Origin of the sequence: Brevundimonas sp. (genome assembly GCF_035561115.1) — a bacterium.
In the GTDB taxonomy this organism is placed as follows: domain Bacteria; phylum Pseudomonadota; class Alphaproteobacteria; order Caulobacterales; family Caulobacteraceae; genus Brevundimonas.
This window is the reverse complement of record NZ_DATMYH010000112.1, coordinates 18623-32095: the sequence shown is the minus strand read 5'-3', so window position 1 is coordinate 32095 and position 13473 is coordinate 18623. Positions and strand designations below refer to the sequence as shown.

Sequence of the window (13473 nt, the reverse complement as noted above, 5' to 3'; positions counted from 1 at the left end):
CTTCAGCCCCCCGCCCCTCAGCGAAGCAACCCCGCGCCTGGCAGCGCATGCTGTCCGGCCGCCGCCTCGATCTGCTCGATCCCTCGCCCTTCGACATCGAGATCGAGGACATCGCCCATGGCCTGGCCCGCGTCGCCCGCTGGAACGGCCAGACCGTCGGCGAACACGCCTTCTCGGTCGCCCAGCACTCCTGCGTCGTCGAGGAGATCGCCGCCCACATCAGGCCGGGGCTCGAGCCGAAATGGCGGCTGGCCGCCCTGCTCCACGACGCCTCGGAATACGTCATCGGCGACATGATCTCGCCCTTCAAGGCGGCGCTGGGCGTCAACTACAAGGCCTTCGAGGCCCGGCTGGAAGCCGCCATCCACCTCCGCTTCGGCCTGCCGCCGAAGAACCCGGTCGAGATCAAGACCCTCATCAAGAAGGCCGACGTCGCCTGCGCCTTCTTCGAAGCCACCCAGCTGGCGGGCTTCAGCCGGAAGGAGGGCCTGACCCTCTTCGGCGCTCCGCCCGCGGGCTACGACCTGATCATCGACCCCCTGCCCGCCCCGGTGGCGCAGCAGCGCTACCTCGAACGCTACCGCGTCCTCGCCGAGGCGACCGGCGTCGTCCCCGCCCCCGACGCCTGGCATACGGAATAGGCATGGCGGGTCCGGGCGAACAGGGCGTCCGCATCGGCCTGTCGGCCGTCGTCATCGCGCTCCGCGACCGCAAGGCCTGCGTCCTGACCACCACGGGAGAGGACGGCGCGGCCGCCCTGCCCTTCGGCCCCTTCGATCCCGCCCGCGACCGCACCTTCGAGCGGGCCCTGCGCGACTTCGTCACCGCCCAGACCGGCTTCCGCCTCGGCTTCGTCGAACAGCTCTACACCTTCGGCGACCTCGGCCGCGCCAGTCCCCGGGCCACCCCGGGGCCGGAGCGCCATCGTGAGGTCTCGGTCGGCTATCTGGCCCTCACCGCCGACGCCGCCGACGCGCCCCAGGCCGAAGCCCGCTGGACTCCGGTGCTCGAAATCTTCCCCTGGGAGGACCGCCGCGATGGCGCTCCCGCCTGCGTCGGGCCGCTGATCGCCGAGCTGCAGGCCTGGGCCGACGCCGATCCCCGCCGATAGGCCCGGGTCGAAACCCTGTTCGCCACCACCCCCGCCCACCGCTGGAACGAGGGCCAGGTGCTGGACCGCTACGAACTGCTCTACGAGGCGGGTCTGGTCGCCGAGGCTGCGCGGGACCAGGAACGCCCGGTCCCCGCCGGCGCCCCCGGCCGCGCCATGGCCTCGGACCACCGCCGCATCCTCGCCACCGGCCTGGGCCGCCTGCGCAGCAAGCTGAAATACCGCCCCGTCCTCTTCGACCTGATGCCCGCGACCTTCACCTTGTCCGAACTTCAGACCGCGGCCGAGGCCGTCGCCGGCCTGTCGCTGCACAAGCAGAATTTCCGCCGCGGCGTCGAACGCACGGGCCTGGTCGAACCCACAGGCCGCCTGTCGGCCGCCACCGGCGGACGTCCGGCCGAACTGTTTCGCGTCATCGACGGCGACCTGTCCGCCGGCGAAGCCCTGGGCCTGCCGCTTCCCGCCCAGCGCTGACGCGATTTCTCGATACGCCGCTTGCGGCGCAGGCCGTCGCCCATTAGAGAAGCCGCTCGCTCGACCAAGCGTCCTACGGCCCCGCGGAGAGGTGGCAGAGTGGTCGAATGTACCGCACTCGAAATGCGGCGTGCCTTTGCGGGCACCGTGGGTTCGAATCCCACCCTCTCCGCCACCGGGCTGTTCGCAAGCGTTCGCAGCCGTCCTGTCCAGTCGAATTTTTCCCTTAAGTCAGTGAACCCTCGGGATGAACCGTTCGTCCTCGCTCGCAGCGGTCGTTCTCGATCCGCTGTATGTGCGGGGTAAATACGGGGGCATAGAATGCCGCTGATTCATCAGCTTGAGGCGCTGGCCGTTGAGCGTCGCCAGGTCATCCGGCCGCACGGTGACCAGCCTCGGCTCAGACTCACCCGAGCGCCGTTGTTTCATCCAGGCCAGGACGACGTGACGGAGCGCGATCTGACTGGTTCTGGTCATTCCTACCCGCAAGGCCCGAGACATGAGGTCCAGCGCGACCAGCGCCATCACCTCTTCGGCGATCTCGTCCGACAGGAAAGTCCCCTCCCCGGCCAGGCGGCCGAACGACCACATACGCCTCCATCAACATCACACTGAGAGTGCAGTTCGGCAAGCGGCTGCGCCGCAAGTCGGGAGGTGAAAGTTGACCCGGAGGTTCGAGACATCGGCGCGCGCCTCAGGGCGTTACGGTTGAAGGCTGGGCTGAGCCAGGAAGATCTCGCCGACCGTTCCGGCCTCCACCGGAACTACATCGGGGGATAGAGCGCGGTGAGCGCAATGTCGGGATCAAGGCGATCTTGTCGATCTGTCGGGCGTTGGATTGCCCGCCGGCAGATGTTTTTGGCTAAACAGGGCCAACGCTGTGCCCGAAGCACAGATGGCGCCTGTCGCTCACGACCAAGATATTCACGCACGCGATAGCGAATGTTGACAACCGTAGCCGCGCGTGTCCCTCTTCGTCCCAAGCGCCGACGTCATGATCGGCGCAGTGGGAGGGAAACCATATGAAGGCGATATTGCTCGCTTCCGCCTGCGCGATTGCGCAGACGGTGGCCATGGCTCCGGCTCAGGCCCAGGAACAGCGGCCTGCGTCCGCAGCGCAGCCTGAACGCCAGGACAGGGAGGCCGCGACGCTCGACGAGGTCATCGTCACCGCCACCCGGCGTGAGGAACGTTTGCAGGACGTGCCGCTCAGCATCACGACCCTGTCGCAGGAAGATCTCAACGAGCGCGGCATCGTCAACTACGACGGTCTGGCCACGGCGACGCCGGGCGTGGTGCTGAACCGGGCCTCGGCCAACTTCAACAACTTCACCGCCCGGGGCATCGGCACCAACGGCTATGGCGCCAATCTGCAGAGCACCGTCGCCATCTACCTCGACGAACTGCCGATCTCGTCGAACGGCAACTCCACCATTCTCGATCCCAGCCTCTTCGATGTGGAGCGGATCGAGTTTCTGCGCGGACCGCAGGGGACGCTGTTCGGGTCCGGTTCGCTGGCCGGCGCCCTGCGCATCCTGACGCACGATCCGAATCCCGCCGCCTTCGACGCCTCGGCCCTGGTCGACCTCGGAACCATGGAGGAAGGCGGCCTGCGTCAGCGGTACAACGGCATGGTCAACGTTCCGCTGATCAAGGACGAGCTGGCCCTGCGCGTCGTCGCTTTCTCCCGCCATGAAGAAGGCTGGGTCGACAACGTGGGGACGGGAATCGAGAACTCCAACTCCCTGGTTCAGTACGGCGGCCGGGCCATCCTGCTGTGGGAGCCCAACGACCGATTCTCCGCCCGCCTGATGTATTCGAAGGAGATCAGCAATCCGCACGACTCCTCGCTGACCAATCCGACCCGGGGCGAATACGTCCGCCTGACCGATCGGCCCGACCTCTTCCAGAGCGACATGGCCAACTACAATGTGACCCTCGAATACCAGTTCGACGGGGCCCAGCTGACCAGTTCGACGACCCAGTCCGACTATACGGGCCTGTTCTACGTCGACCTCGCGGGGACTTACGCCCAGGCCTTCCCCTTCGCGCTCGACGCGGACGCCTATGACGACACCTTCGTTCAGGAGGTGAGGCTGGTGTCGGATCCGGGCGGCAGCTTCGACTGGTCGCTGGGCGGCTTCTATTTCCGCAAGCGCCGGGACGTAGACTACAACTATCGCGGCAGCGAAGAATTCATGGCGGCCCAAGGCTTCACCGGGCTTTCGGACGAATATTATCTGCGGTTCGGCTCACACTTCATCGCCCATGAGGTCGCGGCCTTCGGTCAGCTGACATACCGGTTCACGCCGGACCTGTGGATTACCGGCGGCCTGCGTTACGGCACGACCGACGCCCAAGGCTTCACCGAGCCGGGCGGCTACAACTCCGACTATCTGACGCGCGCCTACTGGGCGACGATCCTGAACTTCCCCACCCCGGGTCCCCTCGCCATCACCGCGGTGCCGCCGGTGACGGGGGTCAAGGCCGAGGAAAGCGGTCTCTCGCATCGCCTCAGCCTGTCCTGGCGTCCGACGCCGTCGGTGACCACCTATGCGGCGGTGTCCACGGGCTTCCGGCCGCCGATCGTGAACGCCCGCGCCGGCGCTGTCAGCGCGCTCGACCCGACCGACATCATCATCCCGGACGGCGCCTCGTCCGATAACCTGACAAACTATGAGGTCGGGGTGAAGGGGCGGTGGTTCGGCGGGCGCCTGGTGGCCGACGCCGCCGTGTACTGGATCGACTGGAATGACATCCAGGTCCAGGCCAACCGCGTCTCGGACTCGGTGCAGTTCGCCACCAACATCGGTGGCGCGACCAGCAAGGGCGTGGAAATGTCGGTCGTCGCCATTCCGGCGGACGGCTGGACCGTGGCCCTGACCGCCGGCTTCAACGAGGCCAAGGTCGACGACCTGACGCCGGCGGAGGCGGCCATCTCCGGCGCCGTGCTTGACGCCCGACTGGCCGGCCCGGAAGCCCAGGGCTCGCTGCGGGTCAACTACGAGTGGCAGCCGACGGCGGGGATGCTCGCCAACGCCTCGGTCGCCGTGTCCCATGTGGGCAGTTTCCCGAACAGCTTCCCGAACACGCCGGGCAAGCCCCTGGTGCCGCTGGTGACCTATGACGACACCGACGCCTACACCTTCGTCAACGCCAACCTCGCCCTGGCCTTCGACCAGTTCACGGTGGCGGCCTATGTGGAAAACGTGTTCGACGACCACTCGGTGAACTACATCCACCCCGAGGCCTTCCTTGACGGCCGCTACGGCCGGCTGCGGCCGCGGACCATCGGCGTGCGCGTTGGTTATGAGTACTGACGTGCCGGCGCCTGTTCGCGCTGAACCCTGGGACGCGCCTCCCGCGCGCCCCGGGGCCCAGGCCTGGTTCGTCCTGGCCGTCCTCTGCTTCGTCTATGTCCTGAATTTCCTGGACCGGCAGCTGCTTTCGATCCTCGCCAAGCCGATCCAGGATGACCTCGGCGTCACGGACGGACAGCTGGGGATGATCAGCGGCCTGTATTTCGCGCTGTTCTACTGCATCCTGGCGATCCCTGTCGGCTGGCTGGCGGACCGGACCAACCGGGTGAAGGTCCTGGCGTTCTCCTGCGCCCTGTGGAGCGCGGCGACCGCCGCCTGCGGCCTGTCCGCCAGCTATCCTCAACTGGCCGCCTCGCGCATGGCGGTAGGCATTGGCGAGGCCGGCGGCGTGCCGCCCTCCTACGCCATCATCTCGGACTATTTCCCCTCGGGCACGCGGGGCACGGCGCTGAGCCTGTTCAACCTGGGCCCGCCGATCGGCTCGGCGCTGGGCGTGGCCTTCGGCGCCTCGATCGCCGCGGCCTATTCCTGGCGGGACGCCTTTATCTGGGTCGGCGTGGTCGGCGTGGTCACCGCCGTGATTGTCTGGCTGTTCGTGCGCGAGCCGAAGAAGGGCAGTCTGGATCAGAAGCTCGAAACCCATCCGCCGGCGGACGCGGCGCCGATCCCTCGGGCGGGCTTCCTGTCCACCTGCCGGATGTATTTCGCCAATCCGGTCCTGCGCGGCATGGCCCTGGCCTGTGGCGCGACCCAGTTCATCACCTACGCCCTGCTCAACTTCGCCACCCTGTTTCTGATGCGGGAGAAGGGCATGACCCTGCAAGAGGTGGCGCTTTGGTACGCTCTGTTGGTGGGGGTCGGCGTCAGCGCGGGGATGTTCGTGTCGGGCTGGCTCATCGACCGTCTGAGCCGACGCTCGAAGACCGCCTACGCCTGGCTGCCGGCCGCCGGCCTGGCGATCGCCGCGCCCTTTTTCGCGGCCTTCGTCTGGGCTCCGAGCTGGCAACTCGCGCTCATCTTCCTGGTCCTGCCGATGGGGTTGAATTATTTCTACCTCTCGCCGGCCATCACCATGGTCCAGGAGGAGGTCCGCCCCGATCAGCGCGTACTGTCGGGCGCCCTGCTGCTGCTGGTGATGAACCTGATCGGCCTGGGTCTGGGTCCGACCTACCTGGGGGCCGCCAGCGACTTCTTCCGGGCCAGCTTCCCCGACAATTCGCTGCAGATCGCGCTCTATACCCTGCTGCCGTTCTACGGGTTGGCGATCCTGATGTTCCTCGGTCTGGCCCGAACGATCCGCAAACAGGTGGAGAAGGAGGCCCTGTCATGAAGCGCTTCGTCATCGGGGTCGCCGCACTTCTGGCCGCAGCCTGCATCCTGTCCCCGACCACGGGGCAGGCCCAGCCCGTAGTCGATGCGCCGGCGGGCCTCATCCGGGGCGAGGCCGTCGATGGGGTCAGCATCTTCCGCGGCGTGCCCTATGCCCTGCCGCCCACGGGCTGGCGCCGCTGGCGGCCGCCCGCGCAGATGCCGCGCTGGAGCGAGACCCGGGAAGCGACCCGGTTCGGCCCCGCCTGTCACCAGCCGGTCGCGCGCGGGACCAGCATCTACGCCGCCGCCGAACCGCCGACGATGGGCGAGGACTGCCTGTCGCTCAACATCTGGGCGCCTGAGGGCGCGGGCGAGGCGCCGGTTCTCGTCTGGATCCACGGCGGCGCCCTCACCACCGGCGCCGGCAGCGAGGCGATGTACGACGGCGCGCGGATGGCCGCGTCCCAAGGCATTGTCGTCGTGTCGATCAACTACCGTCTGGGCGTCCTGGGCTATCTGGCCCATCCGGAACTCAGCGCGGAATCGCGCCAGGACACCTCCGGGAACTACGGCCTTCTGGACCAGATCGCCGCCTTGCGCTGGGTTGAGGCCAACATCGCCGCCTTCGGGGGCGACCCCGACAATGTCACCATCGCCGGAGAATCCGCGGGCGCTCTCAGCGTCATGTATCTGATGGCCTCGCCGCAGGCGCGCGGCCTGTTTGATCGGGCCATCGCCCAGAGCGCCTACATGATCTCGACGCCGGAGCTCCGCTCGCGTCGCTACGGCGACCACCCGGCGGAGACGGTCGGCATCTGGCTGCAGGCCCAGCTGGGTCTGACGAACCTGGCCGACCTGCGCGCCATGGACGCCCAGGACCTGACCACGCGGTCGCTCGCGGCCGGGTATGCGCCGTGGGGCACGATCGACGGTCAGATCCTGCCCGAGCAGCTGGTGGAGATCTTCGACCGGGGACAGCAGGCGCCGGTGCCGTTGCTGGCCGGATTCAACGAAGGCGAGATCCGTTCGTTGCGCTTCCTTGCGGCGCCCCCGCCCGCGGACGCCGCCGCCTATGAAGAGGCGATCCGCAGCCGATATGGCGATCTCGCCGACGCCTTCCTCGCCCTCTACCCCTCCAGCGACATCGCCGCGAGCGTTCTCGCGACGCCGCGGGACGCCCTTTACGGCTGGACCGCCGAACGCCTGGCGCGCCGCCAGACCGCGCTTGGCCAGCCGGCCTTCCTCTACTTCTTCAACCACGGCTATCCGACGGCCGATGAGGCGGATCTGCACGCCTTCCACGCCGCGGAAATTCCGTACGTCTTCGGCACGGCCGACCGCGCCCCGCCGCGCTGGCCCGCCGTTCCGGACACGCCCGTCGAACGCGGGCTGTCCGCCGCCATGATGTCGTACTGGGCCTCATTCGCTCGCGCCGGCGCGCCGACTGCGGCGGGCCAACCGGACTGGCCTGCCTATGGCCGGGTGCGCGCCTATATGGCTTTCGAGCAAGGGCCGGTGGTCCGCGCGCGTCTGATGCCGGGCATGTTCGAGCTGCGCGAGGCTGTCGTCTGCCGGCGGCGGGTGGCGGGCTCGATTCCCTGGAACTGGAACTTCGGCGTCCTCTCGCCTTCCCTTCCTCCTGCCTCCCCGGCCTGCCGATGATCGATGGGGAAATGCAGCCCTATGCGCTGACCCTCGACAAGTTCCTCGACCACGCCGCCAGGTGGAGCCCGAACGCAGAGGTGGTGACGGCGCGGGACGATGGTTCGACAGGGCGGGTCGCCTATCGCGAACTGAGGGAGCGCAGTCGCCGGGTTTCGTCAGCGCTCGCGAGCCTGGGAGTGAGGCCCGGCCGTCGCGTCGCCACCCTGGCCTGGAACACCCAGGCGCATGTGGAGGTCTGGTACGGCGTCATGGGCATGGGAGCGGTGTGTCATACGTTGAATCCCCGCCTGACCGAGGGACAACTGGCCGACATGGTGACCCAGTCCGAGGCCTTCATCCTGATCGTCAGCGGCGATCTGGCGCCCCTTGCGCGCAGGATCGCCGGGCGTACGCCTTCGCTTGAGCGGATTCTGGTCATCGACGCGGCGGAGGGCGCGGCCGATGAGCCCCGCGCCGCGCGGCTCGAGTCGCTGATGGCCGAAACAGCCGACGGCGTGGTCTGGGGCGACTTTCCCGAAACCACGCCCTGCGGTCTGTGCTTCACGTCCGGGACCACGGGCGCGCCCAAGGGTGTGACCTACACTCACCGCTCCAGCTTCCTGCACACCCTGCGTCAGATGCAGGCGGACGTCATGGCGATCACGGCGGCGGACAGCGTTCTTACCGCCGTGCCGATGTTCCACGCCAACGCCTGGGGCCTGCCGTTCGCCGTGCCGGGGGCGGGCGCCAGGCTGGTCTTGCCCGGCCGGCACCTCGATGGAGCCAGCCTCGCCAGATTGATCAACGCCGAAGCCGTGACGGTCGGCGTCGGAATCGCCACGGTCTGGCTGGGGCTGGTCGAACACCTCGACGCAAATGGCGGGGAGACTCCGACGCTGAAGCGGGTCGTCGTCGGGGGCGCGCCCCTGTCGCCGGTGCTGATGGAGCGCATCGAGCAGCGGCTGGGCGTGGCCGTCCAGACCAGTTGGGGCATGACCGAATTGTCGCCGCTGGGAACCTGCGCCCGGCCGTTCGACCCTGCGCGATCGGCCCAGGTCTCGGGTCGCCCGGCCATGGGCGTCGACCTGCTGCTGACCGATGCGGACGGTCAGCCCCTGCCCGAGCAGCGTGGCGTCGAGGGACATCTGCGAGTGCGCGGCGCCTCGGTCATCGAACGCTATTTCGGCGAGCGCGAGAGCGCGACGGATGCGGACGGCTGGTTCGCCACCGGAGACCTGGCCAGAATCGACAAGGGCGGAGACCTGGTCATCACGGGCCGGGCCAAGGATCTGATCAAGTCGGGCGGCGAATGGATCAATCCGGCCGAGATCGAGGCCGTGGTCAACGAACACCCCTCGGTCTCCCTCGCCGCCGTGATCGGCCGGCCGGACCCGAAATGGGGAGAACGTCCCGTTCTGGTGATACAGACGCGTGAGACCCGGGACGCCAGCGACGAAGACATCCTGGCGCCATTGCGCGGCCGGGTGGCCCCGTGGTGGATTCCCGACGAAGTTATCCGCTTGCAGCAGATGCCCCTGGCGTCCACCGGCAAGATCGACAAGATGCGTTTGAGAGTTGACTATGGCGGTTGCTGAACAGAGGTCCGACATTGAGGCCCCGAAGGCGCGGGGCGAAGCGACCGAGGTCGCCAAACCGCGCCGTCGCCGGACCAAGGTCGAGCAGCGCGCCGACAAGATGGAGCAGATTCTCGACGCGGCCGAGTATCTGTTCTCGATCCACGGCCTTTATGGCGTGACCCTCAAGGACGTCGCCCTGCGCGTCGGCGTTCATCACACCCTGCTCAACTACTATTTCACCGACAAGAAGAAGCTGTTCGACGCCGTGATCGCGCGTCGTGCTGAGGTGACGAGCAGTCTGCGCATGAAGGCGCTGGACGACTACGAAGCCGCCAGCGGGGGCGAACCCACGGTGGAAGGCGCTCTGCGCGCCTTCCTGGATACCGACCTGGACCTCTACAGCCAGGGCGGAGAAAACTGGAAAAACTACGGCGCCCTTGGCGCGCAGGTCTCGAACACGCCCTACGGCGCCGAGTTGATGGATCTGCATTTCGACCCGGTGGTCCTGCGGCTGATCGATCTTCTCAAGAAAGCCCTGCCCGACTGCGCCGAGGAGGACATCTTCTGGGGCTATCACTTCGTCACCGGCGCCCTGATGTTGACGCTGGCGCGCACCGGCCGGATCAACCGGCTGTCCGGAGGACTTTGCGACTCCGACGACTTCGGCGCCGTGAAGGACCGGATGGCCACCTTCATGGCCGCGGGCTTCATGAGCATCTGCAAGTCCGCCCCGGGCGCGTCGCGCCAGGCGCGGTCCGGATCGGGCAAACAGGCGGAAATCGGAGAGACGGCATGACGCTTGAAGGGCGTGTTGCGATTGTGACGGGCGCCGGCGGCGGGCTGGGGCGTCAGCACGCCCTGTATCTGGCCCGTCAGGGCGCCCGGGTGGCGGTCAATGACCTGGCCCAGGAAGCGGCTGACGCCGTCGCCGCCGAGATCGTCGCCGCGGGAGGCCTCGCCATTGCCATCGCCGGCTCGGTGACGGACGAGTCCGCTGTCCAGGCCATGGTGGAGCATACGCTCCGGACCTGGAGCCGCATCGACATTCTGATCAACAACGCCGGCATCCTGCGCGACAGGAGCTTCGCCAAGATGAGCCTGGACGATTTCCGGCTGGTGATGGACGTCCACCTGATGGGCGCCGTCGTCTGCTCCAAGGCGGTTTGGGAGATCATGCGCGGGCAGCGCTACGGCCGCATTGTGATGACGACCTCCTCCTCGGGACTGTACGGCAATTTCGGACAGGCCAACTACGGCGCCGCCAAGATGGCGCTGATCGGCCTGATGCAGACCCTGGCCATCGAGGGCGAGAAGTATGGAGTCCGTGTGAATTGCCTGGCGCCGACCGCCGCCACGCAGATGACGGCGGGCGTGCTTTCGGAGGCGAGCCTGAGCCAGCTTGACCCGGCGCTGGTCAGCCCGGCGCTTCTTCCTTTGGTGGTCGAGAACGCGCCGACGCGCGCCATCGTCTGCGCCGGCGCCGGCCATTTCGCACGCGCCTACGTCACCCTGACGCCGGGCGAATACATCGGCGGCGGCCCCGGGGCGGGCGAGCGCCTTCGGGCGGCCTGGGAGACGATCTCGGATCAGGCGGGCTCGATTGTACCCGACTATGGCTTCACCCAGGCCGAGCGCGAGGTCGCCAGCGCCGAGGCGCGCGCCGCGGCCGTCGCCTGACGCCCATGGGCGAAACGCGCTTCGATCCGTCTCGCCGCGCCGTCCTCGGCGGAGCAGCCGCCGCGGCCGCCGGCTGCGCGACCGGCCCCGCACCGGACGGGTTCCAACCGAACCTTGAGGCGGTCCTCGACCTCGCCATGGCCCGGGCGAGCACCAGCATTCTGGTCAGTCGGAGCGGAGAGGTTCTGGCGGAACGCTACGCCCCCGGATGGAGTCCGGACCGGCCGCGCGAAGTCGCCTCTGTGGCGAAAAGCATCGTCGCCGTACTGATCGCCATGGCCATCGACGATGGAGCGATCGCTGGCCTTGATCAGGCGGCGGCCGATTTCATTCCGACCTGGCGGACCGACGCCCGCGCGGGAATCACCCTGCGCCATCTGATGAGCATGACCTCCGGCCTGGACGACACGGGTCTGGCGCTGAGGGGCGTCGTCGGCGACCAGTTCGCGACCAACGCGGCTGCGCCGCTGCGCGACCCGCCGGGCGCTCGCTGGGCCTACAACACCGCCGCCTATCACCTGCTGTTCCATGTCCTGTCGCGAGCCGTCGGTCAGACGATCGAGGCCTGGACCCGGCCTCGCCTGTTCGCTCCACTCGGCATGGATGACACGCGCTGGATCACCTCACAGGGATCGGGCGAACGGGGGTCTGTGACCAACTACTACAGCGCCGCGTCCACGGCTCGGGATCTGGCCCGGTTCGGGACGTTGGTCCTGGGCGGCGGCGTGTGGAAGGGTCGCAGGCTGATCGGTGCGGAGACGCTTCGGACCCTCCTCACCCCGTCGCAGGATCTGAACCCGTCGTACGGTCTGCTGTGGTGGTCGAACGCTCGACCGGGCGCGGACGCCTCTGGGCAGGGCCGCAGCCTCCGGTTCCCCTCCGCGCCGCGCGATACCGTGGCGGCCCTGGGGACAGGCGGCCAGGCGCTGCTGGTGGTTCCGTCACGGAATCTCGTCCTCGTACGTCAGGGCGACCCTCCCGGATCCGCAACCTTCGGCGACGACTTGCTGGCAGGGGCTCTTCACGCGTCATCTTCATGATAGCCACGCCGGCAGTTGGACAACCGTCCGATCCGAGGCCAGCACCAGCGCGCCGGCAATCGCCGCCAGACCGGCCGCGACAAAGACGGCGGAGAGCGGCAGCCCGAGGGCGAGAAGCATGGCCGCGCCGGCGGGCGCCAGACTCTGCGGCGCGGCGACGGCCATATTCATCACACCCAGGTCCCGACCGGCGCGCGTCCCGTCCGGCAGGCTCTCGGCCGTCATGGCGGCCACGGTGACGGCGTGAACGCCATGGCTCGCGCCAAACAGCAGCTGGGCTGTCAGCAGACCCGTCCACGTCGGCCAGCCGACCATCAGGGCGAAGGCCAAGGCCATGCCCGCGCATCCCGCGACAACGAAGACGCGCCTCCTTCGCCAACGGTCCGAAAGGGTTCCAGCCGCGAAACCGCTGACGGTCGCCGCCAGGGTCGAAACGAGAAGCAGCACGCCGAAGACGTCGAGCGCCGACCAGCCGGCCGGCGTCGATCCGGTCCGCAGTCCCTGAGCCCAGTACAGGAGGTAGAGCGTGTTGATCGCCACGGCGCTCTCGACGAGCAGGCGAGAGATGAACAGTGCGCGGAAGCGGCGCTCGCGCAAGGCTGTCAGGGAGAGATGGAACGGGGCCGGTCGACCCGGCGGCGGCTCGCGCAGTCTGAGGGCGAACGGCAGGATCAAAACCCCGGCCGCGAGGGCCACGACCGCGAACTGGGCGCCGGTCGATCCGGCCAGTCGGCTCACCGCCAGCACGGTGAACAGATTGGCCAACGGCAGGGCAGCGCCCGCCCAGGCCGAGATCAGCCCCTTCTGCGTATCGGGGACCATGTCGGGTACGAGCGCCGTCAGCGGCGCATAGAAGGCGTTCACCGCGACCTGGAAAAGGATCACCCCCAGCATCAGCTGGACCGGGGTCCGGGCGAGGGCGAGCAGGGTGAGGCTCGTCGCCGCCATCGCCACGCCGATCAGGATCCAGGGCCGGCGGCGGCCGAAACGGCTGCGGGTCCGGTCGCTCAGGGCCCCGAACACCAGATTGGCCACGGCGGCCGTCGCGCCGCCCAGCATGGCCGCAACACTCAGCAGCATCGCCTTGTCGGCCCCGCCGATCATGCTCGCCTTTTCCGGAAGGAGCAGGGTCAGCAACGGAATGAAGCAGACGAAGGCGCCGGTCTGGGCGGCGCCGTATCCGAGGATGAACCATCTCGAGCGGCGGGACGGCGGGGGGATCTCGCAGGCGTCGTCGATCATGGCGGCATATGACGTCGCGACGCCGGCGCCGTCGAGCTATTGAAAGCCGGCGGACGCAGGCCCATCGTCGTCGCAGT

The 13473-nt window shown here is 68.2% G+C and carries 11 protein-coding genes, 1 tRNA gene and 1 pseudogene; 11 read left to right on the top strand and 2 right to left on the bottom strand.

The annotated features are described in order from the left end of the window. The first annotated feature begins 47 nt into the window (after positions 1–47). From VN378_RS15630 to VN378_RS15620, 3 genes and pseudogenes are all read left to right on the top strand, one after another. Positions 48–641: an HD family hydrolase gene (locus VN378_RS15630; RefSeq protein ID WP_325744483.1), complete on the top strand. Its 594-nt coding sequence runs from the start codon at positions 48–50 to the stop codon at positions 639–641. Between the two features lie 2 nt (positions 642–643). Beyond that, positions 644–1585, top strand: a pseudogene (locus tag VN378_RS15625) (NUDIX hydrolase). Between the two features lie 85 nt (positions 1586–1670). Continuing rightward, positions 1671–1760, top strand: a tRNA-Ser gene (locus tag VN378_RS15620). 56 nt (positions 1761–1816) lie between these two features. Here VN378_RS15620 and VN378_RS15615 read toward each other — a convergent pair. Continuing rightward, entirely contained in the window at positions 1817–2176 is a 360-nt protein-coding gene (locus VN378_RS15615) for a hypothetical protein (RefSeq protein ID WP_325744480.1), read from the bottom strand. 63 nt (positions 2177–2239) lie between these two features. Between VN378_RS15615 and VN378_RS15610 the strand changes: the two genes are divergently transcribed. The 8 genes from VN378_RS15610 (at position 2240) to VN378_RS15575 (ending at position 12154) form a co-directional block, all read left to right on the top strand. Beyond that, a complete protein-coding gene (locus VN378_RS15610) occupies positions 2240–2365 on the top strand; it encodes a helix-turn-helix transcriptional regulator (protein ID WP_325744479.1) in 126 nt (41 codons plus the stop codon). A gap of 242 nt (positions 2366–2607) precedes the next feature. Next, positions 2608–4905 (top strand): TonB-dependent receptor, encoded by a 2298-nt coding sequence (locus VN378_RS15605; RefSeq protein WP_325744478.1) that lies wholly within the window; start codon positions 2608–2610, stop codon positions 4903–4905. 1 nt (position 4906) lies between these two features. Then, complete coding sequence (locus VN378_RS15600) at positions 4907–6235, top strand: MFS transporter (protein ID WP_325744477.1); 1329 nt, start codon at positions 4907–4909, stop codon at positions 6233–6235. Beyond that, a complete protein-coding gene (locus tag VN378_RS15595) occupies positions 6232–7878 on the top strand; it encodes a carboxylesterase/lipase family protein (protein WP_325744476.1) in 1647 nt (548 codons plus the stop codon). The genes VN378_RS15600 and VN378_RS15595 overlap by 4 nt, the downstream gene beginning before the upstream one ends. Next, entirely contained in the window at positions 7875–9455 is a 1581-nt protein-coding gene (locus VN378_RS15590; protein WP_325744475.1) for an AMP-binding protein, read from the top strand. The genes VN378_RS15595 and VN378_RS15590 overlap by 4 nt, the downstream gene beginning before the upstream one ends. Continuing rightward, the gene (locus VN378_RS15585; RefSeq protein WP_414642264.1) at positions 9442–10233 is read left to right on the top strand and encodes a TetR/AcrR family transcriptional regulator; all 792 of its coding nucleotides are present in this window, start codon (positions 9442–9444) and stop codon (positions 10231–10233) included. The genes VN378_RS15590 and VN378_RS15585 overlap by 14 nt, the downstream gene beginning before the upstream one ends. Beyond that, complete coding sequence (locus VN378_RS15580; RefSeq protein WP_325744474.1) at positions 10230–11114, top strand: SDR family NAD(P)-dependent oxidoreductase; 885 nt, start codon at positions 10230–10232, stop codon at positions 11112–11114. Before VN378_RS15585 ends, VN378_RS15580 begins: the two co-directional genes overlap by 4 nt. A gap of 5 nt (positions 11115–11119) precedes the next feature. Continuing rightward, the gene (locus VN378_RS15575) at positions 11120–12154 is read left to right on the top strand and encodes a serine hydrolase (protein ID WP_325744473.1); all 1035 of its coding nucleotides are present in this window, start codon (positions 11120–11122) and stop codon (positions 12152–12154) included. On the opposite strand, the gene VN378_RS15570 is transcribed toward VN378_RS15575, so the two are convergent. Beyond that, positions 12149–13396, bottom strand: a complete 1248-nt coding sequence (locus VN378_RS15570) for an MFS transporter (protein ID WP_325744472.1) — start codon at positions 13394–13396, stop codon at positions 12149–12151. The genes VN378_RS15575 and VN378_RS15570 overlap by 6 nt on opposite strands. Positions 13397–13473: the final 77 nt, after the last annotated feature.

Coding starts and splice junctions, on each gene's coding strand:
- VN378_RS15570 (WP_325744472.1), bottom strand. CDS start 13,396: ATGATCGACGACGCCTGCGAGATCCCCCCGCCGTCCCGCCGCTCGAGA.
- VN378_RS15615 (WP_325744480.1), bottom strand. CDS start 2,176: ATGTGGTCGTTCGGCCGCCTGGCCGGGGAGGGGACTTTCCTGTCGGAC.
- VN378_RS15590 (WP_325744475.1), top strand. CDS start 7,875: ATGATCGATGGGGAAATGCAGCCCTATGCGCTGACCCTCGACAAGTTC.
- VN378_RS15605 (WP_325744478.1), top strand. CDS start 2,608: ATGAAGGCGATATTGCTCGCTTCCGCCTGCGCGATTGCGCAGACGGTG.
- VN378_RS15580 (WP_325744474.1), top strand. CDS start 10,230: ATGACGCTTGAAGGGCGTGTTGCGATTGTGACGGGCGCCGGCGGCGGG.
- VN378_RS15630 (WP_325744483.1), top strand. CDS start 48: ATGCTGTCCGGCCGCCGCCTCGATCTGCTCGATCCCTCGCCCTTCGAC.
- VN378_RS15595 (WP_325744476.1), top strand. CDS start 6,232: ATGAAGCGCTTCGTCATCGGGGTCGCCGCACTTCTGGCCGCAGCCTGC.
- VN378_RS15585 (WP_414642264.1), top strand. CDS start 9,442: ATGGCGGTTGCTGAACAGAGGTCCGACATTGAGGCCCCGAAGGCGCGG.
- VN378_RS15575 (WP_325744473.1), top strand. CDS start 11,120: ATGGGCGAAACGCGCTTCGATCCGTCTCGCCGCGCCGTCCTCGGCGGA.